The organism is Microbacterium paludicola (genome assembly GCF_039529675.1).
GTDB classification, from domain to species: Bacteria; Actinomycetota; Actinomycetes; order Actinomycetales; family Microbacteriaceae; genus Microbacterium; species Microbacterium paludicola.
In genome coordinates this window covers 1-24,181 of sequence record NZ_BAAANG010000026.1, presented here as the reverse complement: position 1 = coordinate 24,181, position 24,181 = coordinate 1, and the positions used below count along the sequence as shown (strand labels likewise).

The window sequence follows — 24,181 nt, the reverse complement described above, 5'->3', positions numbered from 1 at the left end:
GAGTCAGCGCCCCTGCGGGGGCAGGGCGGCGATGATCGGGTGGTCCTTGGGGATCACACCGACCTTGGCGGCGCCGCCCGGGGAGCCGATCTCGTCGAAGAACTCGACGTTCGCCTTGTAGTAGTCCTGCCACTCGTCGGGGAGGTCGTCCTCGTAGTAGATCGCCTCGACCGGGCACACCGGCTCGCACGCGCCGCAGTCGACGCACTCGTCCGGGTGGATGTAGAGGCTGCGCTCACCCTCGTAGATGCAGTCCACCGGACACTCGTCGATGCACGCGCGATCCTTGACATCCACACACGGCAACGCGATGACGTAGGTCATGCGCGTGCGAGCGTGCCGGAGCGGGAGATCGCCACCTGCTCGTCGCGGGGGACGAGCTTCACGCGCTCGCGCGCGTGACGGTGGGTCGCGCCGGCGTGGCGCTCGTGGGCATCCAGCGCGAGCCAGCCCTCCCACGTCGTGTAGGCGACGTCGCGCTGCTCGAGCAGTTCGACCACGCCCGCCTCCGTCACCGCGGCGAGCAGCCCGGCCTGCGCGTCGGCGACGAGGTGCCCGACCGTCTCCATCGCGTCCGACTTCGTGTGGCCGATGAGGCCCACGGGGCCGCGCTTGATCCAGCCGGTGGCGTACAGGCCCGGCGCATCCGTGACGCGTCCCCCGGCGTTCGGGATGACGCCGCGCGTGTCGTCGAACGGCGCTCCCTCGACGCGGGTGCCGAAGTAGCCGACCGCGCGGTACACAGCCTGCAGCGGATACTCGACGAACTCGCCCGTCCCCACAACGCGCCCGTCCTCGGTGCGGGTGCGCTCGAAGCGCATCCCCTCGACCCGGTCGTCGCCGATCACGGCCGCCGGCGCGTGCCAGAAGTGGAGGTGGAGGCGCCGGGACGCGCCGGTCGGCTCCGTGCCCCGCCACGAGTTCAGCGTCCGGAGCATGATCTTCAGCTGGTTCGTCGGGGCGGTCGAGGGGTCGACGTCGGCGAAGTCCGCCTCATCCAGGACGATGTCGACGCCCGAGAGCTCGCCGAGCTCGCGCAACTCGATGGGTGTGAACTTGATGTCGGCCGGCCCGCGGCGGCCGAAGACGTGCACGTCGGTGACGCGCGAGGCCTCGAGGCCCTCGAGCACGTTGTCGGGGACCTCGGTGGTGCGCAGATCCTCGGGCAGCTTCGCGAGCACGCGCGCGACGTCGAGCGCCACGTTGCCGTTGCCGATGACGGCGACCTCCCGCGCATCGAGCGGCCACGTGCGCGGCACGTCGGGGTGACCGTCGAACCAGGCGACGAAGTCGGCGGCGCCGAAGGAGCCCGGGAGGTCGATGCCGGGGATGTCGAGCGCGGCGTCGCGGATCGCGCCGGTGGCGAGGATGACGGCGTGGTACCGCTCCTGCAGCTCCTCGATCGACACGTCGCGACCGACCTCGATGTTGCCGAGGAAGCGGATGCGCCCCGCGTCGAGCATCTCGTGCAGCGAGTCGACGATGCCCTTGATGCGCGGATGATCCGGGGCGACGCCGTACCGGATGAGGCCGTACGGCGCGGGGAGCGACTCGAGGAGGTCGATCGCGACGGATCCGCCGGCCTCCTCGACGGCGTTCGCGAGCAGGTTGCCGGCGTAGATGCCCGCCGGGCCCGCGCCGACGATCGCCACGCGCAGGTGGAGGCGGGGGCTGCTGTCGAGGCTCATTGTGCTGTCTTTCGTTCGGAGACGTGGACGCGGCGCGTCGACGGTCTCGGCGGGTGCGAGGGGCGGGGAGGCAGGGGAGCCGCGCGGCGGCGCGATGCCGCTGCAGCGGCGTTCAGCCGCGGACGGTGCCGGCCGCGATGGTGTGGCCGTCGCCCGGCCGGATGACGAGGAACGATCCGGAGTGCCGCGACACGGCGTACGGCTCGAGCGGCAGGGCCTCGGCGAGGCGGATGCGCGCGCGTCCGATCTCATTCGCCTCGAGAGTGTCGGCGGGGACGTGCGCGAACGAGTCGAGGTCGCGGCGATCGACGATCTCGTCGATCACCGCCTGGACCGTCTTCGTGCCGTGCTTGACGAGCACCCGGGCGCCGGCCACGAGCGGCCGCTCGTCAAGCAGGAAGACGTTCGCGTCGATCTCCTTCGCGAGCGTCGGCTCGGCGCCCTCGGCCACCAGGACGCTGCCGCGCGCCGCGTCGACGTCGTCGACGAGCCGCACCGCGACGGACTGGGGCGCGGCGGCCTCGACGACCGGCACGCCCGCGAGCTCGACGGCCGCGACGGTTGTGGAGATGCCCGCCGGAAGCACGCGCACGCGGTCGCCGACCCGCACCGACCCTGCCGCGATCCGTCCCGCGGCGGCGCGGTAGTCGCGCAGGCGCTCGGCCGCGCCGGGCTCTTCCGCCAGCAGCACGGGGGACAGCCCGCCCTGCGGGCGCAGCACGAGCTGCACCGGAAGGCGGAACGCCTCCTGCTCGCGGTCCTCGGCGTCGGCCGCGGGCAGCTGCTCAAGGAGCTCGAGCAGGGAGGGACCCTGATACCAGGGCGTGCGGGCGGAGCGCTCGACGATGTTGTCGCCCTCGAGCGCCGACACGGGCAGCACATGCACGTCGCCGAGCCCCAGCTCGGTCGTGACCTCGCGCACCTGCGTCTCCACCGGGCGGAAGGCGGCCTCGGCGTAGTCGAGCAGGTCGATCTTGTTGACCGCGACGATCACGTGCGGCACACGCAGGAGCGCGGTGACGGCGAGGTGGCGGCGCGTCTGCTCGAGCACTCCCTTGCGACCGTCGATGAGCACAACGACCGCGTCGGCCGTGGTCGCCCCGGTGACCATGTTGCGCGTGTACTGCACGTGACCGGGGCAGTCGGCGAGGATGAACGAACGCTCGGCCGTCGCGAAGTAGCGGTAGGCGACGTCGATCGTGATCCCCTGCTCGCGCTCGGCGCGCAGGCCGTCGGTCAGCAGGGCGAAGTCGATGCCCTCCGCCCCGGCGAAGCCGCGCTCACGGGACGTGCGGGTGACCTGCTCGAGCTGGTCGGCGAGGATCGCCTTCGAGTCGTGGAGCAGGCGGCCGACGAGCGTCGACTTGCCGTCGTCGACCGATCCGGCCGTGGCGAAGCGGAACAGGGTCGAGGGAGCGAGCGTGGTCATCAGAAGTATCCGTCCTTCTTGCGGTCTTCCATCGCCGCTTCGCTGATGCGGTCGTCGGCGCGGGTGGCGCCCCGCTCGGTCAGGGTCGACACGGCGACCTCCGCGACGATGTCGGAGACGTGCGTCGAGGCAGACTCGACGGCCCCCGTGCAGCTCATGTCGCCCACGGTGCGGTAGCGGACGGTGCGCGTCTCGACCGTCTCCTCCGGCCGCGGTGCGGAGTGCGGTCCCACCGCCATCCACATCCCGTCGCGACGGTAGACCTCGCGCCGGTGCGCGAAGTAGAGCGGGGGAAGCGCGATCCGCTCGCGCTCGATGTAGCGCCAGATGTCGAGTTCGGTCCAGTTCGAGATCGGGAACACGCGCACGTGCTGCCCCGCGGTGTGCCGACCGTTGTAGAGGCTCCAGAGCTCGGGGCGCTGGTTGCGCGGATCCCACTGGCCGAACTCGTCGCGGAGCGAGAAGATCCGCTCCTTCGCGCGGGCCTTGTCCTCGTCGCGGCGTGCGCCGCCGAAGACGGCATCGTGCCGGCCGGCCGTGATCGCGTCGAGCAGGGGCTGGGTCTGCAGCGGGTTGCGGGTGCCGTCTGCCCGCTCGTGCAGGCGACCGTCGTCGATGTAGTCCTGCACGCGTGCGACCTCGAGCGTCAGTCCGAGCCGCTCGACCGTCTCGTCGCGGAATCGGATCACCTCGGGGAAGTTGTGCCCGGTGTCCACATGCAGCACGGGGAAGGGCACGCGGCCCGGGAGGAAGGCCTTCGCGGCGAGATGCAGCACAACGACGGAGTCCTTGCCGCCGGAGAACAGCAGTACGGGCCGGTCGAACTCGGCGACGACCTCCCGGATGACGTGGATCGCTTCGGCCTCGAGCAGATCGAGGGTCGACAGGCGCTGGGCGGGTCGCGTGGGCGCGGTCAGGATGTCGCTCATGTGTGGAGTCCGCATTCGGTCTTGTCGAGTCCGGCCCAGCGGCCGGAGCGGGGATCGTCGCCGGGGGCGACCGGGCGGGTGCAGGGCTTGCAGCCGATCGACGGGTACCCGAAGTCCAGCAGCAGGTTCATCGGCACCCGGTGGAGGGTCGCGTAGGTCATGAGGTCGTCGAAGCTCCATGCCGCGACGGGGTTGACCTTCACGAGGCCGTTCTTCGCGTCCCACGACACGAGCGGCGTGTTCGTTCGCGTGGGGGCCTCCTCGCGGCGCACGCCCGTGAACCACACCTCGTACCCCTGCAGCGCGTCGTGGAGGGGAGCCACCTTCCGCAGCGCGCAGCATCGCGCCGCGTCACGGGCGAACAGGTCGGCGCCGTGGGCGGCATCCTGCGCGGCGACCGTCTGCTCGGGGAGGACGTCGACGATCCGGACATCCAGCGCACGGGCGACCTCGTCGCGCGTGGCGATCGTCTCAGTGAAGTGGTAGCCGGTGTCGAGGAAGAGGACGTCGACCCCGGGCAGCTGCTGGGCCACGAGGTGCGGAAGGGCGGCATCCGCCATCGAGCACGCGACGGCGACGGCACCGACGCCGAAGTTGCGGGCGACCCACGCGACGACCTCGGCCGGAGTCGCCTCCTCGTCGGTGAGACTGCCGAGCTCCGCGTTCCCCTGCAGCGCCAGGGCCTCGAGCTCCTCGGCGGAGCGGCGCGTCGCGACGCGCGGCGCGAGCGAGACGGTCATCGCAGCTCCGCCTCGTCGACGCGGTGCGCCCACTGTGCGAACGTCTCGTCGCCGGCCCGCCCCGCGACGTAGCGCGTCGCGAGCAGCTCGACATAGTCGGCGATGCCGTCGGCGGTGACCTTGAGGCCGCGCACGGTGCGGCCGAGGCCGGCCTCCGCGCGCTCGCTCGAGGCGAGGCCGCCGCCGAGGTGCACCTGGAAGCCGGGGACCTGGTTTCCCTCGTCGTCGGTGATGATCTGGCCCTTGAGCCCGATGTCCGCGGTCTGGATGCGGGCGCACGAGTTCGGGCAGCCGTTCACGTGGACGCTCAGCGGGGCGCTCAGGTCGAGGCCGTCGAGCCGCTCCTCGAGCTCCAGGATGGCCGCGCGGGCGGTGTCCTTCGTGTTGACGATCGCGAGCTTGCAGTACTCGATGCCCGTGCACGCGATCGTGCCCCGCCGGATGAGGCTCGGCCGGGCGCTCAGCTCGAGCGCGTCGAGCCTGGCGATGAGCGACTCGACCCGGTCCTCGGGCACGTCGAGCACAACGAACTTCTGATGCGGCGTGGTCCGCACGCGCGTCGACCCGTGCGCCTCGACGAGGTCGGCGAGAGCGGTCAGGCGCGCGCCGGAGACACGGCCGACGATCGGGGTCGCGCCGATGTAGAAGCGGCCGTCCTTCTGCCGGTGCACACCCACGTGATCGCCGGGGGTGGCCGGCTTCGGGGCGGCGGGCCCGTCGGCGAGACGGTAGCCGAGGTACTCGGTCTCGAGCACCTCGCGGAACCTCTCGACTCCCCAGTCGGCGAGCAGGAACTTCAGGCGCGCCTTGTTGCGGAGGCGGCGGTAGCCGTAGTCGCGGAAGATGCTGGCGACGCCGTGCCACACGGCGGCGACCTGGTCGGGGGCGGCCCAGGCCCCGAGGCGCTCACCGAGTCGCGGCACTGTCGAGAGCGCGCCTCCCACCCACACGTCGTACCCGACGCCGTGCTCGGGGTGGTCGACGGCGACGAAGGCGACGTCGTTGATCTCGTGGACGACATCCTGGCTCGGGTGCCCCGTGATCGCCGACTTGAACTTGCGAGGCAGATTCGCGAGCGAGGGGTCGCCGATGAAACGGCTCGTGATCTCGTCGATCTGGGGGGTGGGGTCGATGAGCTCGTCGGCGGCGATGCCGGCGACGGGCGAGCCGAGGACGACGCGCGGGACATCGCCGCACGCCTCCGTCGTCGACAGACCCACGCCCTCGAGACGGCGCCAGATCTCCGGCACGTCCTCGACACGCACCCAGTGGAGCTGGATGTTCTGACGGTCGGTGAGGTCGGCGGTGTCGCGCGCGAACTCGGTGGAGATCCCGCCGATGACGCGCAGCTGCTCGGTCGTGAGCTGCCCGCCGTCGATGCGGACGCGCAGCATGAAGTACTCGTCCTCCAGCTCGTGCGGCTCGAGCGTGGCGGTGCGGCCGCCGTCGATGCCGGGCTTGCGCTGGGTGTAGAGGCCCCACCAGCGGAAGCGCCCGTGGAGGTCCGTCGGGTCGATCGAGGCGAAGCCGCCCTGCGCGTAGTCGTTCTCGATGCGCGCGCGGACGTTCAGGCCGTCGTCGACCTGCTTCCACTCCTCGTTCGCGTTCAGCGGCGCCGTGCCATCGACCAGCCACTGTCCGTTCGGCTTGCCGGACGGACGGACGCGCGCGCCGCGCACCGGGGCGGCGGGAGCAGCGATCTCCGTGGGTGTCATGCGGGGTCTCCTCTGACTCGTCGTCTCCTGGAGACTAGGGAGCACCGTGTGGATGCCGACACGAAGAGACGTGGTGTTACGAATCCCCACCGCGCAGGTAGGAAAACCTCGACCGCGCCGGTTATCCGGCCCTGATCAGGGGATCAGATGAAGAACTCCGGCGCGTCCGTGCGCCGGTCGGGGTGGGGACTCACCCACGCGGCGGGCGAGCGCACGAGCGCGGCCACGTGGTCGGGCAGCCGCGAGGCGGCGAGGTCGGCCAGGGTGGTGCCCTCGAGCACTTCGCGCACGCTCGCGCGCAGCGCGACCCAGAGCTCGAGCAGCACGCCCTCCTCGCGCATCTCGCTCGGGCGCTGATCCCGCACGAACACAAGCGGGCCGTCGACGGCCCGGATGACGTCGGCGACCGTGATGCGCTCGGCGGGCCGGGCCAGTTCGTAGCCGCCGCCGGCGCCGCGGCGGCTGGTCACCACCCCCGCGCGGGTCAGGCCGGTCAGGATGCCCTCGAGGAACTTCCCCGGGATCTCCTCGGCGTTCGCGATCTCGGCGCTGGTGACCACTCCCGCCGTGCCGGCGAGCAGCACCGAGGCGCGCACGGCGTATTCGGCACGGGCGGAGATGCGCATACGCCGATCCTGTCACGACGCACGAAGGACCGGATCCCGCGGGATCCGGTCCTTCGTGTGGTGTCGTCCGCCGTCGTCAGCGGTTGGCGGCTCCCCGCAGGGGCGGGGTGTGGAACGTGCGACCCGTCGCGCGCTCCGAGGCTCCGGAGCGGTCGAGGTAGGCCGAGGCACCGCCGTTGATGAACGGCCAGCCGCCGCCGAGGATGAGGCAGAGGTCGATGTCCTCGACCTCCGGCACAACGCACTCGTCGAGCATCAGCCGGATCTCGCTGGCGAGGCCGTCCTCGACCCGACGCAGGATCTCGTCCTCCGTCGCGGGGCTCTTGCCCGTCTCGAGCACCTTCTGGGCCTGCTTCGTCCAGCCGGTGACCCTGCCGCTCTTGTCCTTCTCGACGACGTCGCCGACCTCGGCGAGGCGGTGCAGGTTCTCCGACGCGAAGAAGCGGTCGGGGAAGTGGCGCACCATCGTGTCCTGGACGTGGGCGGCGACCTTCCAGCCGACAAGGTCGATCAGCTGGAACGGCGTCATCGGCAGGCCGAGGGGCGCGAACGCCTTCTCGACCGTGAGGAGCGGGGTGCCCTCGTCGACGGCGCGCGCCGCCTCGCCCATGACCTTCGCCAGCAGGCGGTTCACAACGAACCCGGGCGCGTCGGCCGTGAGAACGGCGTTCTTGCGCAGGTTCTTGGCGACCACAAACGCGGTCGAGAGCGCCTCGTCGCTCGCCTGCGGGGTCTTCACGATCTCGATCAGCGGCATGACCGCGACCGGGTTGAAGAAGTGGAAGCCCACGAGCCGCTCGGGGTGCTCGAGGACGGATCCGATCTCCTCGACCGACAGCGACGACGTGTTCGTCGCCAGGATGGCGTCGGGGGCGATGATCTGCTCGATCTCGCGGAACACCTGCTGCTTGACGCCGGTCTCCTCGAACACCGCCTCGATCACGAAGTCGCAGTCGGCGTACTCGCTCTTGTCGACAGTGCCGTGCACCAGCGCGCGGAGGCGGTTGCCGGTGTCGGAGTCGATGCGCCCCTTCGCCTCGAGCGCGGCGATCTCGTCGCGGATGTAGGCGAGACCCTTGTCGACGCGTGCCTGGTCGATGTCGGTGATGAGCACCGGCACCTGCAGGCGACGCACGAACAGGAGCGCGAACTGGCTCGCCATGAGGCCCGCGCCGATGACGCCGACCTTCGTGACCTTCTTCGCGAGCTCCTTGTCGGGCGCGCCCACCGGGCGCTTCGCCCGCTTCTGCACGAGATCAAACGCGTACATCGAGGCGATGAACTGGTCGCCCGAGATGAGCTCGGCGAGCACCTCGTCCTCGCGCGCGAAGCCCTCCTCGACGGATCCGGACTTCGCCTTGTCGATGAGGTCGAGGGCGAGGTAGGGCGAACGGGGGACCGTGCCGATCCGGCTCTCGAGCATTCCCCGCGCCATCTTGACGGCGATCGGCCACTTGGTGAGGCGCTCGATCTTGCCCGGCGCGTTCTTGCGCTCGACCTTGGTCGTGCCGGCGAGCACGCCGTCGGCCCAGCGCAGCGAGTCCTCGAGGAAGCTCGTCGGGCTGAAGATCGCGTCGAACATCCCCAGGTCGAATGCCTGCTGCGGCTTGAGGGTGCGGTTCTGCTTGAGCGGGTTCGAGATGATCACCTCGAGCGCGTTCTCGATGCCGATCAGGTTCGGCAGCAGCGTGACGCCGCCCCATCCGGGGACGAGACCGAGGAACACCTCGGGCAGCGCGATCGCGGCGGCCGACGAGTCGACAGTGCGGTAGGTCGAGTTCAGCGCGATCTCGACGGCGCCGCCAATGGCGAGCCCGTTGACGAACGAGAACGACGGAACACCGAGTGCCGACAGCTTGCCGAGCACGTGGTGGCCGAGCTGGGCGATGAGGCGCGCGATGTCCTTCGATGGCAGGTCGCCCACGCTGGAGAGGTCGGCGCCGGCGGCGAAGATGTACGGCTTGCCCGTCACGGCGACCGCGTCGATCTCGCCGGCGGCGGCGCGCTTCTTCAGCTCGTCGAGCGTCGCTCCGAGCTCGGTGAGCGTCGCGGGCCCCAGGGTGTTGGGGCGGGTGTGGTCCTTGCCGTTGTGCAGCGTGATCAGCGCGATGGTGCGGCCGCTGGGCAGGCGCACGTCGCTGACCAGCGAACGCGTCACGACCTCGTCGCCGGAGAGCGCGAGGAGAGGGGAGAAGTCGATGGTGGTGTAGTCGGTCACGGCTGCGCTCACTTCTGCTTCTTCTTCTTGCCGGTGTAGTGCGGGTTCTCCCAGATCACGGTGCCGCCCTGGCCGAGGCCCACGCACATCGCGGTCATGCCGTAGCGCACCTCGGGGTGCTCGGCGAACTGCGCCGCCAGCTGGATCATCAGGCGCACGCCGGACGCCGCCAGCGGGTGTCCGAGCGCGATGGCGCCGCCCCACTTGTTGACGCGGGGGTCGTCGTCGGCGATGCCGAAGTGGTCGAGGAGCGAGATCACCTGGATCGCGAAGGCCTCGTTGAGCTCGAACAGGCCGATGTCATCGATCGTGAGCCCCGCCCTGACGAGGGCCTTCTCGGTGGAGGGGATCGGTCCGATGCCCATGATCTCGGGCTCGACGCCCGCGTAGGCGAACGAGACGAGCTTCATCTTCGGGGTCAGGCCGAACTCCTTGACCGCCGCGCCGCTCGCGAGCAGGCTCACGGTCGCGCCGTCGGTGAGGGGCGATGCGGTGCCGGCCGTGACACGACCGTGCGGCCGGAACGGGGTCTTCAGCCCGGCGAGGCCCTCCATGTTGGTCTCGGGGCGGCGGCCCTCGTCCTCGGTGGCGAGCCCCCAGGTGCCGTCGGCGCCAGAGATGGCGACGGGCACGAGGTCGGGCTGCAGCTTCCCGGCCTCGTAGGCGGCCTGCGCCTTGTGCTGGCTCAGCATGCCGTAGCGGTCCGCGCGCTCCTTGGTGAGGTGCGGGAAGCGGTCGTGGATGCGCTCGGCGGTGACGCCCATGTTGAGCGCACCGGGGTCCACAAGCTTCTCGGCCACAAATCGGGGGTTCGGGTCGGAGTTCGAGCCGATCGGGTGCTTGCCCATGTGCTCGACGCCGCCGGCGATGGCGAAGTCGTACATGCCGACGCCGATCGACGCGGCCATCGTGGTGACGCTCGTCATGGCGCCCGCACACATGCGCTCGACCGCGAGGCCGGGCACGGTCATCGGCAGCCCCGCGAGGATGCCGACGGTGCGGCCAAGGGTGAGGCCTTGGTCTCCCGTCTGCGAGGTCGCGGCGATGGCGACGTCGTCGATGCGATCCTTCGGGATCTCGGTGTTGCGCTCGAGGAGACCCTTCATCGCCTTGACGGCGAGGTCATCCGCTCGCGTGTTCCAGTACATGCCCTTTTCGCCGGCGCGCCCGAAGGGGGTGCGCACTCCGTCGACGAAATAGACATCAGCCAGCTCGGCCACTCTGCCTCCAGTCGGATCGGGCCCGCCAGTCTCGCTGACGGCCCTGTCTGATCGGGTCAGCCGGGCACGCCGGCGGACCAGTATCGGTTCCCGCTCAGCCTACGGAGGGGGCGTTCGCACGCACGAAGCGGTTGGCCCGGATCCACTAAGCGGGTTCGACGGGCTCGTCGTCCGATTGCACGGCCCGCACAAACGCGGAGGCGATGATCTGTGCGGTCTGTTCAATCTGCCACTCGCGCGCGCCGAGGCGACGGAGCGCATCCGCGATCCCGTCGGCGTCCGCCGGGACGGGCGGCTCCCACGCGACGCGACGAAGCGTGTCGGGCGTGAGCAGGTTCTCCGTCGGCATCGAGAGCTGCTCCGCGCGCTCCTCGACCGCGGGGCGCGCCTGCTTCAGGCGGGCGTCGGCCTCGGGGTTGCGGTCGACCCACGCCCGAGGCGGCGGCAGCGTGTCGCTGGGAACCCGCTCAGCCGGCAGGTCGGCGCTCTCGCGCCCGACGACGATGGCGTTCCACCAGCGGTCGAGCTGCGAGCGGCTCGCGCGTCCGTTGAAGGCCTTGAGGGCCGCGAGCTCGGCCTTCGTCGCCGGTGATGCGATGACGGCGGCGACGAGCGCGCGATCCGGCACGAGGCGGCCGGGGGAGATGTCCTGCTGCATCGCGTACTCCTCGCGCGCAAGCCACAGCTGGCGGGCGACTGCCAGATTGCGGCGGCCGCGCACGGTGTGGAGACCGCTCAGCCGGCGCCACGGCTCGGCCCGCGGGGGCTTCGCCTCGCGCACCCGGGTCGCTTCGAACTCCTGTGCCGCGTACTCGGTCTTCCCGGCCTCCGCGAGGGCATCCACGAGCGCGTCGCGCACGTCGATGAGGTGCGTGACGTCCAGGGCGGCGTACTCGAGCCATGCCTGCGGGAGCGGTCGTGTCGACCAGTCGGCGGCCGAGTGCTCCTTCTTCAGCGTGATGCCGAGGGTCGCCTCCACGACGGCGGCGAGGCCGACGCGCTCCCAGCCGAGCAGGCGCGCCGCGAGCTCCGTGTCGAAGATGCGCGGCGGCAGCAGGTCGAGTTCGCGCAGGGAGGGGAGGTCCTGGCTCGCGGCATGAAGCACCCACTCCTCGTCGCCGATCGCGTCCTGCAGCGGCGACAGGTCATGGAGCGCGGGCGGGTCGAAGAGGAAGACGCCCGCGTCGCGGCGGAACACCTGCACGAGGTAGGCGCGCTGCGAGTAGCGGAAGCCGGACGCGCGCTCGACGTCGACCGCGACCGGCCCCGTCCCGGCGGCCAGGGCCGCGCATGCCGCGGCGAGCTCCTCACTCGTGTCGATCACGTCGTACTGAGGGGCCTCAGCCATTCGGATTCCTCCGCTCCCCGAGGACGGCGATGCCCTCGGACCCCGGCGGGAGACCCGCCAGCATGCATACGAGCTCGGCCCAGGCCTCGAGGTGCGCGCCGAACGCGCCGTCGGGCGACCACGAGGCACGCAGCTCGATCTGGGCGCCGTCCCCCTCGTCGGAGAGGGAGCCGAAGCCCTTGGACAGGATCTTGGTGGCAGTGCCCGACGTGGAGTGGTACTGCGCACCCCGGGACTCGAGCGCATCGACAAGCCACGACCACGTGACGTCGGCGAGCAGGGGATCGGTGCCGATCTCGGGCTCGAGAGGCGCCTGCGCGAAGGCGACGATGCGCCAGGCCCCGCCCCAGGTATCCGGCTCCGAGGGGTCGTGGAGCAGGATGAACCTGCCGGTGCCGTAGGGTGATTCGCCCTCCTCGGTGGGGCGGACGTCCCCGGCCAGAGCGAGGCTGAACGGCGCGACGCCCTGCGGCGACGGGATCTCCCGCACGACGAAATCGGCGCGGAACGATGCGGCGCGCAGCTGCTCCTCCGCGGCGGCGAACGCGTCGCCGGGGCCTCGTCCTGCAGTCACGCTGTCAGATTAGAGTGGAGGGGTCATGAAGGAGTCCAGGCGCGCCGCTTCCCCCTCCGCATCCGCGCTGGTGACTATGGCGGCTCTCGTGCTCGGAGCGGCGAGTCTCGGCTCCGCGGCGGCGACGCGCATCGCCTCCGTCGCGCGCCGGGTCGTCACCCCCGCGGTGCGGACGGCGGATCTGCGCATCCTGCGCATCGACCGCGCGGCGCAGACGATCACCCTCGAGCGCAACGAGGACACCGTGCTGCCCGGGCGCTACGGGCTGTTCACGAACGGTGCGGGGTACCTGAAGCTCGGCGCCGTCCTCGCGTTCGACGAGGAGTCGGTGACGCGCAAGCTGCTGAGCCACGTGGATGCCGCGACCCGCGTGGGCGAGTATGCGTCGTTCAGCGGCTGGTACTTCGACAGCCCGGAGCAGCTGCATCTCCCGGTGAGCCGCCCGCTGATTCCGCTCCCGGTCGGCGATGCGCCCGCGTGGCTGTTCGACGCGGGCCGCGGCGACGACTGGGTGATCGGCGTGCACGGCCGGGGCGGCACGCGCGCCGAGATCCTGCGCGCGGTGCCCACGCTTCACCAGGCGGGTCTGACAACCCTCGTGATGTCGTACCGGGATGACGGCGAGGCGCCGCCGAGTCCCGCGGGGCTCTACGGTCTCGGCTCCACCGAATGGCAGGACGTCGACGCCGCGATCGAGTTCGCGCGGGAGCGCGGCGCCCGCCGCGTCATCCTGATGGGCTGGTCGATGGGCGGCGCGATCGCGCTCCAGAGCGCCCTGCGCTCGGCCCACCGCGATCTCATCGCCGGGCTCATCCTGGATTCCCCGGTGATCGACTGGCAGATCGTGCTGGACGATCAGGCCGCGCAGCTGCGGATCCCGCGGGCGATCGTCCGCACCGCGATGGCGATGCTCGCCTCGCGTGCCGTCTCGCGGGCGGCCGGGCTCGGCCAGGGGATCCCGTTCGACGAGCTCGACATGGTGGCGCGCGCGGAGGAGCTGGCGGTGCCGATCCTGCTGCTGCACAGCGACGACGACGGGTTTGTGCCGTCCGATGCGTCCCACGCCCTGGCGGCGGCCCGCCCCGACCTCGTCACGATGGAGACGTTCACGGTCGCGCGCCACACGAAGCTCTGGAACTACGACGAGCACCGCTGGACCGGCGCGATCCGTGACTGGCTCGAGGCGCAGGGCCTCGGCCGCTGAGGCTCAGCGCGCGTCGAGGCGGGCCTGCACCTGTCGCTTGGCGCGCATCAGCATGCCGGTCATGCCGGCGATCCGCAGCGGCGACACGGCGCGTGTGAGACCCAGGGACTGCGGGTAGTCGGCCGGGATCGCCAGCACCTCGGCCGCGGAGAGCCCGGTGATGCCCTGCGTCAGGATGCTCGCGAAGCCGCGCGTGGTCGGCGCCTCCGCGGGTGCCGTCGCGTGCATCGTCACCGCGTCGTCGTCCGCGACCTCGACGACGATGAAGACGGGCGACTGGCACTCGGCGACGCGTTCGGTGCGCTCGGGGTGATCCGCGTACTCCGCCGGCATGTCGGGCAGCTCGCGCGAGAACTCCAGCAGCAGCTGAAGGCGCTCGGGTTCGTCGAGCTCGAGGAACTCGTCGCGGATCTCCGCGAGCGCGGCGGGAAGGACGTCGGAGGTCATGCCCTCAATCCTCCCACCGCGCGGCGTCACCGTCCCCGGGGGAGATCAGCGGGTCGGGGCCGCACCCGGCTCGGCGCCGGTCGCGATCGGGACGCGGACCGCGGATCCCCACTCGGTCCACGAGCCGTCGTAGTTGCGGACGTTCGGATAGCCGAGCAGGTGCTTGAGCACGAACCAGGTGTGGCTCGACCGCTCGCCGATCCGGCAGTACGCGACGATCTCGTCGGCGTCGCCGAGCCCCGCCTGGTCGCGGTAGATCGCCTCGAGCTCGGCCCGCGGCTTGAATCCGCCGTCCTCGCCGACGGCCTTGGCCCACGGCACGTTCTGCGCGCTCGGGATGTGTCCCGCGCGCAGCGCGCCCTCCTCGGGGTAGGCCGGGGCCGACGTGCGCTCGCCCGTGTACTCCTCCGGCGATCGGACGTCGATGAGCGGCTTGCCGAGGTGGGCGAGCACGTCCTCCTTGAAGGCGCGCAGCGTGGCGTCGTCGCGCTCGACGACGGGGTAGTCCGTGGCAGGCCGGACGGTCGGCTCCGTTGTGATCGGGCGGCCCTCGGCGATCCAGCGGTCGCGGCCGCCGTCGATCAGGCGCACGTCCTCGTGCCCGAACAGCGAGAACACCCACAATGCGTAGGCGGCCCACCAGTTGTTCTTGTCGCCGTAGATCACGATCGTGTCGTCGCGCGAGATCCCCTTGGCGCCGAGCAGTTTCGCGAAGCCCTCGCCGTCAAGGTAGTCGCGCACCACGGGGTCGTTGAGCTCGGTGTGCCAGTCGATCTTCACCGCGCCCGGGATGTGGCCCGTCTCGTAGAGCAGCACGTCCTCATCCGATTCGACGATCACGAGGCCGGGGGCGCCGAGATGCTCCTCGACCCACGCGGTGGAGACGAGCCGGCCGGGCTCGGCGTACTCGGCGAAGTCGGGCGACGGGTCGAATTCCACGCTCACGGATCCTCCTGCGGGTCTGGATGGGAGCCCGTGCTCGTGTGCACGGGCGGCGCAACTAGGCTGATTGCGTCCCGGTTCGAGCGTATGCGCCCCCGTGCGCGGCGGCGCCGGTGATCCGCTCCTCGCGTAACGATCGGAAACCTCACGTCCATGACTCCTGCCGCGCCCGGCATCGTCCACCTCACCGAGCGACAGCCGCAGCTCAGCGGCGAGGAGATGCTCGCGAGCCTGGTCCCGCCGCCGCAGTTCGACGACGCGACCTTCGAGTCGTACCGCGCCGATCCCGAGTTCCCCTCGCAGGAGGAGGCGAAGGAGCTGCTGACGACCTTCGCTGTCGGCGCGCCGCCGGCGAAGCGAGGCGGGTTCTTCTCCCGCCGACCGAAGACGCCGGAGCTGAAGCCCGGCGTGTACCTCGACGGTGGCTTCGGCGTGGGCAAGACCCACCTGCTGGCGGCGATCTTCCACGCGATGCCCGCACGCCGGAAGTACTTCGGATCGTTCATCGAGTACACCGCGCTCGTCGGCGCGCTCGGCTACCGCCAGACCGTCGACCTGCTGCGCGGCTCGGCGCTGCTCTGCATCGACGAGTTCGAGCTCGACGACCCGGGCGACACCATGGTGATGACCCGCCTGCTCGGCGAGCTCGTCGCGAGCGGCACGCGGCTCGCCGCGACGAGCAACACGCCGCCCAACGCGCTGGGGGAGGGGCGGTTCGCGGCGCAGGACTTCCTCCGCGAGATCCACGCGATGGCCGACAGCTTCCAGACCATCCGGATCGACGGCGTCGACTTCCGTCAGCGCTCGTTCGACGGCCACGCTCCCTCTCTGGATGCGACGGAGTACGGGGCGGCACTCGCGGGCTTCGGCACCGCGAGTGACGACGGATTCGACGCGCTGATCTCCCACCTCGCCCGCGTCCACCCGTCGCGCTACATCCGACTGATCGACGGTGTCGACGCGGTCGGCCTGCGTGACGTGCGTCAGCTCACCGACCAGTCGGAGGCGCTGCGTTTCGTCGCGTTCGTCGACCGTGTGTACGACGCCGAGCTGCCGATTCGCGCCACGGGGCTGCCGCTCGACCAGGTGTTCGGCGAGGACATGCTCGCGGGCGGTTACCGGAAGAAGTACCTGCGCGCGATCTCGCGCCTTGTCGCCTCGGCCCACGCCTGATCGGTGTGCCCTGTCGTTGAGCACGCTCCAGCGGAATGTCGGGGACTTCACCCGCTCCCCGAAACACACTGTTTACACACCGGGTGAGTGTGTAACGCGCGTGAAACTCGCATCGCACCTGCGAGGTAACGCGAACTGGCCACACTTGTGCCAACCCGGTCGAGCGCTCCATATCGACCCCACGAGCTCACCGGTGTCCTGTCACCCGAACAGTGAGGAATCACAGTGGATAGCGGAAATCTCGCCTGGTCGATCGCGGCGACGGCACTCGTGCTCTTCATGACACCCGGCGTCGCCTTCTTCTACGGCGGTCTGGTCAAGGCCAAGTCTGTCGTCAGCATGATGATGATGAGCTTCGGCGCCCTCGGTCTCATCTCGGTGCTCTGGATCCTCTACGGATTCAACATGAGCGCCGTCTCCGGCGAATCGTTCTTCGAGTTCGCCGGCAACCCGTTCTCCGACTTCGGCCTGGGATCCGCCGACAGTGACACGCTCGTGAGCGCCACCTTCGGCGCGACCTTCGCGATCATCACCGTGGCGCTGATCTCGGGTGCCATCGCCGACCGCGCGAAGTTCGGCGCCTGGATGGTCTTCGCGGGCGTGTGGGCGACACTCGTGTACTTCCCGGTGGCGGCCTGGGTCTGGGGTGGCGGCTGGATCATGCAGCTCGGCGCCACGATGTTCCCTGACGCGGGCGTCAACGTGATCGACTACGCCGGCGGCACCGCCGTGCACATCAACGCGGGCGCCGCGGCGCTCGCCCTGTCGCTGGTGCTGGGCAAGCGCCTCGGCTTCCAGAAGGGCATCCACAAGCCGCACAACGTGCCGCTTGTGCTGCTCGGCGCGTCGATCCTGTGGTTCGGCTGGTTCGGCTTCAACGCTGGTGCCGAGGGCACCTTCTCGCTGCTCGGAACCGAGGATTCCTCGGTCGGTCTGATCATCGTGAACACCCTGGGCGCCACGGCTGCGGCGATCCTCGGCTGGCTCGTGGTCGAGAAGCTCAAGGACGGCAAGGCGACCTCGGTGGGCGCAGCCTCGGGTGCGGTTGCCGGTCTCGTCGCCATCACGCCCTCGTGCGCGAACCTGACCCCGGGATGGGCTCTGCTGCTTGGCGTGGTCGCCGGCGCGGTGTGCGCCCTCGCGATCGAGCTGAAGTGGAAGCTCGGCTACGACGACTCGCTCGATGTCGTGGGCATCCACCTGGTCGGCGGCATCATCGGCACGCTCTACCTCGGCTTCTTCGCCACCGGCACGGGCCTGTTCGTGGGTGGCGGCATCGAGCAGCTCGTGATTCAGTTCCTCGCGGCGCTGGCCGTGCTGGTCTACTCCTTCGCGGTGGCATGGGTGATCGGCTTCGCGGTCGAGAAGACGCTCGGATTCCGTGTCAAGAACGAGGACGAGATCGCCGGTGTCGACTCGATCGTCCACGGTGAGGAGGGCTACGCCCTCGCGGAGTGATCTTCACGCTGCACCAAGGGGCGTCGCGGCTCACGCCGCGGCGCCCCTTCGGCGTGCGCGGGGATCGCTAGGCTCGACGCATGGTACGACGGGGGATCCTGGGGACGATCGCGCGGCTCGCGCTCGGAGCGGTGGAGGCGGCGACGCGCCGGCCCGCGAGGGGGCGCGACGGCGGTGCGACGGCTCCGCGCGGGTCCGCCGAGCGCCGGGACGCGCCGCGAGCGCCGCGCGAGACCCGGGTGCGCAGCGCCTCCCCGGTCGAGGCTCCCCGCGGCGTGGAGACGATCGAGCTGCGCCCCGAGGACGTGCGCGACCTGCGGATGACCTACGCGCCGGCCCGCGACGGCGATCCGGACAGCGGCGAGATCGTCTGGACCTGGGTGCCGTACGTCGAGAACGACGGCCGCGGCAAGGATCGCCCGGTGCTGATCATCGGTCGCCACACCGCGGAGCGCGTGTATGCGGTCAAGCTCACCAGCAAGTCGAAGGACGGCGACCGCGAGTATCTGCCGCTCGGCGCGGGGTCCTGGGACGGCGCGGGTCGGGAGTCCTGGGTCGACCTCGACCAGCTCTACAGCGTGCACGTCGACGGGATGCGCCGCGAGGCCGCACAGCTGGATCTGGACCGCTTCACCCGGGTCGCCGCGGCGCTGCGCGGCCGCTACGGCTGGGAAGCGGGGCGGTAGCGCGCCACGCCCGCGTTCACCGCGGTTCGGCGGCCCGTCCGGCATCGGGTAGTATCGTTACTCGGTCCGCAGGGCCGAAAGAAGACGGGCGATTGGCGCAGTTGGTAGCGCGCTTCCTTCACACGGAAGAGGTCATCAGTTCGAGTCTGGTATCGCCCACCACGGAAAGGCCCCCGGTTCGCCGGGGGCCTTCTTCATTCCGGATCAGTTCTCGCGCGGCTCGCTCGTGGGATCGCCGGGTCGCACGGGTGCATCCTCCGCGATGTCGATCCGCTTCACGCCGTCGCGCTCCGACACCACGATCCGCGGTTTCGCGTCCTCCTCGGTCGCGTCCGGAGCCGAGGTCAGCTGATCGTGGCGCTTCTCTTCGTCCGTCATCTCGTCGTCGTTGCCCATGTCATCGACGGTACGCGGGACGCGTCCCGAGGGGGAGGAGCTTGACACCGCGATGCGAGCTCAGGATCCGCCGAGAGGACACGCCCGACAGCGGGACGTGGTTTGGATCCGTCGTCGTCGTCGGCTAATGTGTAACAAGTGCCCGGAGCAATCGGGGCGCGATGCGGATGTAGCGCAGTTGGTAGCGCATCACCTTGCCAAGGTGAGGGTCGCGAGTTCGAGTCTCGTCATCCGCTCGAGTGCAGAGATCCATTCAGGTTCTCGGCATGCGGGTCTCATCCCCGTGGTGGCGTGGCCGAGTGGCTAGGCACCGGCCTGCAAAGCCGTTTACACGGGTTCGAATCCCGTCGCCACCTCGACAAAACTGAATACAGCTCTTATGAGCGCGATTGGCGCAGCGGTAGCGCGCTTCCCTGACACGGAAGAGGTCACTGGTTCGATCCCAGTATCGCGCACGAGACGGATCCCACGGTTCCGGCTCATGCGGATGTAGCGCAGTTGGTAGCGCATCACCTTGCCAAGGTGAGGGTCGCGAGTTCGAGTCTCGTCATCCGCTCGGAATACGAGAAAGCCCCGGTTCACACCGGGGCTTCGTCGTTTCCGGGATGGTTGACTTGAGCCATGACCGACGCCGCCGCAGCCTTCGCCGACCGCCTGTTCGACCTCGCCCGCGCGGGAGATGCCGCGGCAGTGCTCGATCAGGTCGACGCCGGCGTCCCCGTGGATCTGGCGGACGCGCAGGGGAGCACGCTGCTCATGCTCGCGGCGTACCACGGGCACGCGCAGCTCGTCGCCGGCCTCGCTCAGCGCGGCGCGGACGTCGACCGCGTCAGCGGCCGGGGGCAGACGCCGCTGGCCGGCGCCGTCTTCAAGCAGCACGACGACGTCATCCGCGTCCTCCTGACCGCCGGCGCGGACCCCGACGCGGGCGCGCCCTCCGCCCGGGCGACGGCCGAGATGTTCGGCCGGTCGCTGCCGGGGGAGTGACGGCCCGCGCCGCGCTCAGTCGGCGGCGGCGTGCGGGTCGGTCGCGTTGACGATCCCCACGACGGTGTCGTAGTCGCCGCGCGCCTCGGCGAAGCGCAGGAACTTCACCCGCTCCACGAGGATCTCGTGCGCGCCGGGATCCCGCTCGAGCAGGTCCATCACCTCGTCCGCGAACTCGTCGAGCGGCATCGCCTGCTCGTTGTCCTCCTGGCCGGGCAGCAGCGCCGTGCGCACCGACGGCGGCACGATCTCGGTCACGGTCACGCCCGTGCCGGCGAACTGCAGGCGGATCGACTCGCTCAGCATGTGGATGAACCCCTTGCTTGCGTTGTACGTCGGCGTCGGACGCAGCGGCACCGACGCCAGCCCCGAGGAGACCGTCACGATCGTGCCGGCGGGGCGCGACTGAAGATGCTCGGTGAACGCCGCGATGAGCCGGATCGGCCCGAGCACGTTCGTCGTGACGATCGATTCCGCCGTGGGCAGGAACGCCGGGCCGCGCCAGTCCTCGGCGACCATGATGCCCGCCATGAGCACGATGGCGTCGAGCTCGGGCCACCGGCGGATCACCTCGTCCGCTGCGGTGCGGATGCTCTCCGGGTCGGTGGTGTCGATGCGGACGGTGCCGAAGCCGTGGGCGGCGGCGAGGTCGTCGAGCAGCTCCTGGCGGCGACCGCCGATGATGACGGTCGCGCCGCGCTCCTGCAGGCGCTGGGCGAGGGCGAGGCCGATGCCGCTCGTGGCGCCGGGGATGAAGACGGTGTCTGTGGTGGTGTTCATGCATTGAGACTGCGCCGGGCCGCGCGCCGCCGGGAGAGACCCGCTCATCGGGGGATCCGCGATCCCTGGCACGGCGGATCCGGCGGGCGGATGATGGAGCGATGAGCGCCGACCGAGCAGCCCTTGCCGAGTTCCTGCGGATGCGTCGGGCCGCGCTGCAGCCGGAGGACGTCGGCCTTCCGTCCGGCGCGCGCCGTCGCGCGCCGGGCCTGCGCCGCGAGGAGGTCGCGCAGCTGACCGGAATGTCTGTCGACTACTACACGCGCCTCGAGCAGTCGCGCAGGCCGCAGCCGAGCGAGCAGATGCTCGCGGCGCTCGCGCGCTCCCTGCGGCTCGGCGCCGACGAGCGCGACTACCTGTTCCGCGTGGCCGGGCACGCGGCGCCGGACCGGTTCGACGCGGCCACGCATGTCGCGCCGGCACTGCTGCGGGTGCTCGACCGGCTCGACGACACCCCGGCGCTGATCCTGTCGCCGCTCGGCGAGACGCTCGTCGCCAACGGGCCCGCGGTCGCGCTGTTCGGCGATCATTCGGCGCGCGTGGGCTGGGATCGCAGCGACATCCACCGGTGGTTCATCGACCCGTCGGCGCGCGAGGTCTATCCCGCCGAGGATCGGGAGCGCCAGGCTGCGGCACTGGTCGCGACCCTGCGCGTCGCGTACGGGGCGATGGGATCGCACTCGCGTGCCGGCGATCTCGTGCGCGTGCTGCGGCGGGCCAGCGACGAGTTCGCGGCGATCTGGGACCGGCACGAGGTGGCGCGCCGTTTCGAGGACCACAAGACCCTCGTGCATCCCGAGCTCGGCCGCATCGACGTCGACTGCCAGGTGCTCTTCACCGAGGACCAGTCGCAGGCCCTGCTCGTGCTCACCGCGCCGCCTCGCACCGAGGCGTGGGAGAAGCTGCGGCTGCTGTCGGTGCTCGGCTCGCAGCGCTTCGCGGCGGCAGAGGGGGCCGATGCGCGCACCTAGGATGATCTGGTGACCACCGGATTCGATCTGTACCCCGAGAAGAACGTCGTCGCCATGCGCGTCGACGGTGTGCTGAAGGACCTCGCCGCGGAGGTCACGGACACGCAGACGACCGAGCCGGTCACGATCGACAGCCAGGACGGCCTGAACATCCTCCGTCACTCCACCGCGCACGTGCTGGCGCAGGCGGTGCAGACGCTGCGCCCCGAGGCGAAGCTCGGCATCGGTCCTTTCATCACCGACGGCTTCTACTACGACTTCGGCGTCGACGAGCCGTTCACGCCCGACGACCTGAAGGCGATCAAGAAGGAGATGCAGCGCATCGTCCGCGACGGGCAGCGCTTCCGCCGCCGTGTCGTGACCGAGGACGAGGCGCGCGCCGAGCTCGCCGACGAGCCGTTCAAGCTCGAGCTGATCGGGCTCAAGGGCGGCAAGAAGGAGGCGGCCGAGGGCGCCGGCGTCGAGGTCGGCGAGGGCGAGCTGACCATCTACGACAACATCGACGGCCGCACGGGCGAGACCGCCTGGAAGGACCTGTGCCGCGGCCCCCACGTGCCCTCGACCCGCATCCTCGGCAACGGCTGGGACATCCTGCGCATGGCGGGCGCCTACTGGCGCGGCAGCGAGAAGAACCCCCAGCTGCAGCGCATCTACGGCACCGCATGGCCCACGAAGGACGAGCTGCGCGCGTACCAGCAGCGCCTGGAGGAGGCCGCGCGCCGCGACCACCGCAAGCTCGGCCGCGAGCTCGACCTGTTCTCCTTCCCGGATGAGATCGGCTCCGGGCTGTCGGTGTGGCACCCGAAGGGCGGCATCGTCCGCGGCGAGATGGAGCAGCACGCGCGTCGGCGGCACATCGCCGAGGGCTACAGCTACGTCTACACGCCGCACATCACGAAGAAGGACCTCTTCGTGACCTCCAACCACCTCGTGACGTACGCCGACGGCATCTGGCCGCCGATCCGGATGGACGAGGAGCGCGACGACGAGGGAAACGTCACCAAGCAGGGCGTCGACTACTACCTGAAGCCGATGAACTGCCCGATGCACATCCTGATCTACAAGGAGCGCGCGCGCAGCTATCGCGACCTGCCGCTGCGCCTCGCCGAGAACGGGACGGTGTACCGCAACGAGCTCTCGGGCGCGCTTCACGGCCTGACCCGCGTGCGCGGCTTCACGCAGGACGACGCGCACCTGTTCGTCACGCCCGACCAGCTCGAGGCCGAGACCACCAAGGTGCTCGAGTTCGTGCTGTCGCTGCTGAAGGACTTCGGCCTGACCGACTTCCGCCTCGAGCTGTCGATGCGCGACGACGAGAAGTCGAAGTGGATCGGCGAGGAGGAGGTCTGGGCGACCGCGACCGACGCGCTCCGCCGCGTCGCGCTCAAGACGGGCCTGGAGCTCGTCGAGGAGCCCGGTGAGGCGGCCTTCTACGGGCCGAAGATCGACCTCAAGGTCACGGATGCGATCGGCCGCTCGTGGCAGCTGTCGACCGTGCAGCTCGACTTCAACCTGCCCGAGCGGTTCGAGCTCGAGTTCACCGACCGCGACGGATCCAAGCAGCGCCCGATCATGATCCACCGCGCGCTGTTCGGTTCGATCGAGCGCTTCTTCGCGATCCTGCTCGAGCACTACGCGGGCGACTTCCCCGTGTGGCTGGCGCCCGTGCAGGTCGTCGGCGTGCCGGTCGCGGACGAGTTCGCCGAGTACCTCGACGGCGTCATCGACCGGCTGCGCGCCGTCGGCGTCCGCGCCGAGGTGGACCACTCGGACGACCGCATGCAGAAGAAGATCCGCACCCACACGACCGCCAAGGTGCCGCTGCAGCTGATCGCCGGCGAGCAGGATCGCGCGGCCGGCACGGTCTCGTTCCGTTTCCGCGACGGCTCGCAGCGCAACGGCGTGCCGATCGACGAGGCGGTCGAGCTCGTGACGAAGGCCATCGGCTCGCTCGCCGTCGTCCAGACCGCCGAGGACCTCGTGTGACCGGCGAGGAGCACGTCGAGGACGCGGCGGACTTCGTCGCGGTCCCCGACGAGTTCCAGCGCCTGTGGACGCCGCACCGCATGGCGTACATCGCCGCGGGCGCCGACGTGAACCGCGGCTCCGGCTGCCCGTTCTGCGCGGCTCCGGGCAAGGACGACGAGACGGGCCTGATCGTGCACCGCGGCGAGCACGCGTTCGTGGTGCTCAACCTCTTCCCGTACAACTCCGGGCACATGCTCGTGTGCCCGTATCGCCACATCGGCCTGTACGACGAGGCGACCGAGGCGGAGGTCGCCGAGATCGCGTCGCTGACGCAGACGGCGATGCGCGTGCTGCGCGAGGTCTCGCGCTGCGACGGCTTCAACATCGGGATGAACCAGGGGCACGTCGCGGGCGCGGGCGTGGAGGAGCACCTCCACCAGCACATCGTCCCGCGCTGGGGGAGCGACGCGAACTTCTTCCCGATCATCGCGAAGACCAAGGCGCTGCCGCAGCTGCTCGGCGACGTGCGGCGCGCGATCGCGGACGCCTGGCCCGTCTGATCCCGTGGTCTCTGCGGCCGTCTGACCGGCGCGAAGTGACCTAGGGCATGTCTGACAATTGCCGGGTCCAGGCGATGACGGCGTTGAGGATGACAGCGGCCCGGTAGGTGATCGCGAGTTTG

At 70.5% G+C, this 24,181-nt stretch carries 23 protein-coding genes and 5 tRNA genes; 13 read left to right on the top strand and 15 right to left on the bottom strand.

Going from position 1 to position 24,181, the window contains the following annotated elements; genetic code table 11:
- Positions 1-3 precede the first annotated feature (3 nt).
- The 11 genes from fdxA to ABD161_RS12160 form a co-directional block, all read right to left on the bottom strand.
- Positions 4-324: a ferredoxin gene (gene fdxA, locus ABD161_RS12210; protein ID WP_344003258.1), complete on the bottom strand. Its 321-nt coding sequence runs from the start codon at positions 322-324 to the stop codon at positions 4-6.
- Complete coding sequence (locus tag ABD161_RS12205; RefSeq protein WP_344003255.1) at positions 321-1,688, bottom strand: FAD-dependent oxidoreductase; 1,368 nt, start codon at positions 1,686-1,688, stop codon at positions 321-323. Before ABD161_RS12205 ends, fdxA begins: the two co-directional genes overlap by 4 nt.
- Positions 1,689-1,800: 112 nt before the next feature.
- Positions 1,801-3,117, bottom strand: a complete 1,317-nt coding sequence (locus tag ABD161_RS12200; protein ID WP_344003252.1) for a sulfate adenylyltransferase subunit 1 — start codon at positions 3,115-3,117, stop codon at positions 1,801-1,803.
- On the bottom strand, positions 3,117-4,046 hold the full coding sequence (cysD, locus tag ABD161_RS12195; protein ID WP_344003249.1) for a sulfate adenylyltransferase subunit CysD: 930 nt from the start codon (positions 4,044-4,046) through the stop codon (positions 3,117-3,119). Before cysD ends, ABD161_RS12200 begins: the two co-directional genes overlap by 1 nt.
- Positions 4,043-4,786 carry a phosphoadenylyl-sulfate reductase gene (locus ABD161_RS12190; protein WP_344003246.1) on the bottom strand — a complete coding sequence of 248 codons (744 nt, stop codon included), beginning with the start codon at positions 4,784-4,786 and terminating at the stop codon, positions 4,043-4,045. The genes cysD and ABD161_RS12190 overlap by 4 nt, the downstream gene beginning before the upstream one ends.
- Complete coding sequence (locus ABD161_RS12185; protein ID WP_344003243.1) at positions 4,783-6,501, bottom strand: nitrite/sulfite reductase; 1,719 nt, start codon at positions 6,499-6,501, stop codon at positions 4,783-4,785. The genes ABD161_RS12190 and ABD161_RS12185 overlap by 4 nt, the downstream gene beginning before the upstream one ends.
- A gap of 143 nt (positions 6,502-6,644) precedes the next feature.
- Positions 6,645-7,127, bottom strand: coding sequence for an RrF2 family transcriptional regulator (locus tag ABD161_RS12180; protein WP_344003240.1), 483 nt, complete (start codon positions 7,125-7,127; stop codon positions 6,645-6,647).
- Between the two features lie 76 nt (positions 7,128-7,203).
- Positions 7,204-9,345, bottom strand: a complete 2,142-nt coding sequence (locus ABD161_RS12175; RefSeq protein WP_344003272.1) for a 3-hydroxyacyl-CoA dehydrogenase NAD-binding domain-containing protein — start codon at positions 9,343-9,345, stop codon at positions 7,204-7,206.
- A gap of 8 nt (positions 9,346-9,353) precedes the next feature.
- Positions 9,354-10,565, bottom strand: a complete 1,212-nt coding sequence (locus ABD161_RS12170) for a thiolase family protein (RefSeq protein WP_344003237.1) — start codon at positions 10,563-10,565, stop codon at positions 9,354-9,356.
- A 145-nt stretch (positions 10,566-10,710) separates the two neighbouring features.
- Positions 10,711-11,913, bottom strand: coding sequence for an HRDC domain-containing protein (locus ABD161_RS12165; RefSeq protein WP_344003234.1), 1,203 nt, complete (start codon positions 11,911-11,913; stop codon positions 10,711-10,713).
- Entirely contained in the window at positions 11,906-12,487 is a 582-nt protein-coding gene (locus ABD161_RS12160) for a DUF3000 domain-containing protein (protein ID WP_344003231.1), read from the bottom strand. The genes ABD161_RS12165 and ABD161_RS12160 overlap by 8 nt, the downstream gene beginning before the upstream one ends.
- Positions 12,488-12,512: 25 nt before the next feature.
- Between ABD161_RS12160 and ABD161_RS12155 the strand changes: the two genes are divergently transcribed.
- The gene (locus tag ABD161_RS12155; RefSeq protein ID WP_344003228.1) at positions 12,513-13,691 is read left to right on the top strand and encodes an alpha/beta hydrolase family protein; all 1,179 of its coding nucleotides are present in this window, start codon (positions 12,513-12,515) and stop codon (positions 13,689-13,691) included.
- 3 nt (positions 13,692-13,694) lie between these two features.
- On the opposite strand, the gene ABD161_RS12150 is transcribed toward ABD161_RS12155, so the two are convergent.
- Positions 13,695-14,138 (bottom strand): SufE family protein, encoded by a 444-nt coding sequence (locus ABD161_RS12150; protein WP_344003225.1) that lies wholly within the window; start codon positions 14,136-14,138, stop codon positions 13,695-13,697.
- Positions 14,139-14,183: 45 nt separating this feature from the next.
- Positions 14,184-15,083, bottom strand: a complete 900-nt coding sequence (locus tag ABD161_RS12145) for a sulfurtransferase (protein ID WP_135114139.1) — start codon at positions 15,081-15,083, stop codon at positions 14,184-14,186.
- Between the two features lie 150 nt (positions 15,084-15,233).
- Here ABD161_RS12145 and zapE point away from each other — a divergent pair, with 150 nt between their 5' ends.
- The 4 genes from zapE (at position 15,234) to ABD161_RS12125 (ending at position 18,559) form a co-directional block, all read left to right on the top strand.
- The gene (gene zapE, locus ABD161_RS12140; protein WP_344003221.1) at positions 15,234-16,253 is read left to right on the top strand and encodes a cell division protein ZapE; all 1,020 of its coding nucleotides are present in this window, start codon (positions 15,234-15,236) and stop codon (positions 16,251-16,253) included.
- A 225-nt stretch (positions 16,254-16,478) separates the two neighbouring features.
- A complete protein-coding gene (locus ABD161_RS12135) occupies positions 16,479-17,711 on the top strand; it encodes an ammonium transporter (RefSeq protein ID WP_135114141.1) in 1,233 nt (410 codons plus the stop codon).
- Positions 17,712-17,791: 80 nt separating this feature from the next.
- Positions 17,792-18,397: a type II toxin-antitoxin system PemK/MazF family toxin gene (locus ABD161_RS12130; RefSeq protein ID WP_344003216.1), complete on the top strand. Its 606-nt coding sequence runs from the start codon at positions 17,792-17,794 to the stop codon at positions 18,395-18,397.
- 86 nt (positions 18,398-18,483) lie between these two features.
- Positions 18,484-18,559: transfer RNA gene (locus ABD161_RS12125), tRNA-Val, on the top strand.
- A 42-nt stretch (positions 18,560-18,601) separates the two neighbouring features.
- Here ABD161_RS12125 and ABD161_RS12120 read toward each other — a convergent pair.
- Positions 18,602-18,793, bottom strand: a complete 192-nt coding sequence (locus tag ABD161_RS12120) for a multidrug transporter (protein ID WP_344003213.1) — start codon at positions 18,791-18,793, stop codon at positions 18,602-18,604.
- A 163-nt stretch (positions 18,794-18,956) separates the two neighbouring features.
- Between ABD161_RS12120 and ABD161_RS12115 the strand changes: the two genes are divergently transcribed.
- From ABD161_RS12115 to ABD161_RS12095, 5 genes are all read left to right on the top strand, one after another.
- Positions 18,957-19,029: transfer RNA gene (locus ABD161_RS12115), tRNA-Gly, on the top strand.
- A gap of 49 nt (positions 19,030-19,078) precedes the next feature.
- A tRNA-Cys gene (locus tag ABD161_RS12110) sits at positions 19,079-19,149 on the top strand.
- Between the two features lie 27 nt (positions 19,150-19,176).
- A tRNA-Val gene (locus ABD161_RS12105) sits at positions 19,177-19,248 on the top strand.
- A 28-nt stretch (positions 19,249-19,276) separates the two neighbouring features.
- Positions 19,277-19,349 (top strand) — tRNA-Gly (locus ABD161_RS12100).
- Between the two features lie 65 nt (positions 19,350-19,414).
- Positions 19,415-19,780 (top strand): ankyrin repeat domain-containing protein, encoded by a 366-nt coding sequence (locus ABD161_RS12095; RefSeq protein WP_135115311.1) that lies wholly within the window; start codon positions 19,415-19,417, stop codon positions 19,778-19,780.
- 15 nt (positions 19,781-19,795) lie between these two features.
- Here ABD161_RS12095 and ABD161_RS12090 read toward each other — a convergent pair whose 3' ends face one another.
- On the bottom strand, positions 19,796-20,560 hold the full coding sequence (locus tag ABD161_RS12090) for an SDR family oxidoreductase (RefSeq protein ID WP_344003209.1): 765 nt from the start codon (positions 20,558-20,560) through the stop codon (positions 19,796-19,798).
- Positions 20,561-20,661: 101 nt separating this feature from the next.
- Between ABD161_RS12090 and ABD161_RS12085 the strand changes: the two genes are divergently transcribed.
- From ABD161_RS12085 to ABD161_RS12075, 3 genes are read left to right on the top strand one after another with little or no spacing between them, the layout of a single operon-like run.
- Positions 20,662-21,531, top strand: a complete 870-nt coding sequence (locus ABD161_RS12085) for a helix-turn-helix transcriptional regulator (RefSeq protein ID WP_344003206.1) — start codon at positions 20,662-20,664, stop codon at positions 21,529-21,531.
- A gap of 54 nt (positions 21,532-21,585) precedes the next feature.
- A complete protein-coding gene (gene thrS / locus ABD161_RS12080; RefSeq protein WP_344003269.1) occupies positions 21,586-23,517 on the top strand; it encodes a threonine--tRNA ligase in 1,932 nt (643 codons plus the stop codon).
- Positions 23,514-24,059: an HIT family protein gene (locus ABD161_RS12075; protein WP_344003203.1), complete on the top strand. Its 546-nt coding sequence runs from the start codon at positions 23,514-23,516 to the stop codon at positions 24,057-24,059. The genes thrS and ABD161_RS12075 overlap by 4 nt, the downstream gene beginning before the upstream one ends.
- Positions 24,060-24,181: the final 122 nt, after the last annotated feature.

Excerpts from the sequence above, each read along its gene's own strand:
- fdxA (WP_344003258.1), bottom strand. The coding sequence starts at position 324 with ATGACCTACGTCATCGCGTTGCCGTGTGTGGATGTCAAGGATCGCGCG.
- ABD161_RS12205 (WP_344003255.1), bottom strand. The coding sequence starts at position 1,688 with ATGAGCCTCGACAGCAGCCCCCGCCTCCACCTGCGCGTGGCGATCGTC.
- ABD161_RS12200 (WP_344003252.1), bottom strand. The coding sequence starts at position 3,117 with ATGACCACGCTCGCTCCCTCGACCCTGTTCCGCTTCGCCACGGCCGGA.
- cysD (WP_344003249.1), bottom strand. The coding sequence starts at position 4,046 with ATGAGCGACATCCTGACCGCGCCCACGCGACCCGCCCAGCGCCTGTCG.
- ABD161_RS12190 (WP_344003246.1), bottom strand. The coding sequence starts at position 4,786 with ATGACCGTCTCGCTCGCGCCGCGCGTCGCGACGCGCCGCTCCGCCGAG.
- ABD161_RS12185 (WP_344003243.1), bottom strand. The coding sequence starts at position 6,501 with ATGACACCCACGGAGATCGCTGCTCCCGCCGCCCCGGTGCGCGGCGCG.
- ABD161_RS12180 (WP_344003240.1), bottom strand. The coding sequence starts at position 7,127 with ATGCGCATCTCCGCCCGTGCCGAATACGCCGTGCGCGCCTCGGTGCTG.
- ABD161_RS12165 (WP_344003234.1), bottom strand. The coding sequence starts at position 11,913 with ATGGCTGAGGCCCCTCAGTACGACGTGATCGACACGAGTGAGGAGCTC.
- ABD161_RS12155 (WP_344003228.1), top strand. The coding sequence starts at position 12,513 with ATGAAGGAGTCCAGGCGCGCCGCTTCCCCCTCCGCATCCGCGCTGGTG.
- ABD161_RS12150 (WP_344003225.1), bottom strand. The coding sequence starts at position 14,138 with ATGACCTCCGACGTCCTTCCCGCCGCGCTCGCGGAGATCCGCGACGAG.
- zapE (WP_344003221.1), top strand. The coding sequence starts at position 15,234 with ATGACTCCTGCCGCGCCCGGCATCGTCCACCTCACCGAGCGACAGCCG.
- ABD161_RS12130 (WP_344003216.1), top strand. The coding sequence starts at position 17,792 with ATGGTACGACGGGGGATCCTGGGGACGATCGCGCGGCTCGCGCTCGGA.
- ABD161_RS12120 (WP_344003213.1), bottom strand. The coding sequence starts at position 18,793 with ATGGGCAACGACGACGAGATGACGGACGAAGAGAAGCGCCACGATCAG.
- ABD161_RS12095 (WP_135115311.1), top strand. The coding sequence starts at position 19,415 with ATGACCGACGCCGCCGCAGCCTTCGCCGACCGCCTGTTCGACCTCGCC.
- ABD161_RS12090 (WP_344003209.1), bottom strand. The coding sequence starts at position 20,560 with ATGAACACCACCACAGACACCGTCTTCATCCCCGGCGCCACGAGCGGC.
- ABD161_RS12085 (WP_344003206.1), top strand. The coding sequence starts at position 20,662 with ATGAGCGCCGACCGAGCAGCCCTTGCCGAGTTCCTGCGGATGCGTCGG.
- thrS (WP_344003269.1), top strand. The coding sequence starts at position 21,586 with ATGCGCGTCGACGGTGTGCTGAAGGACCTCGCCGCGGAGGTCACGGAC.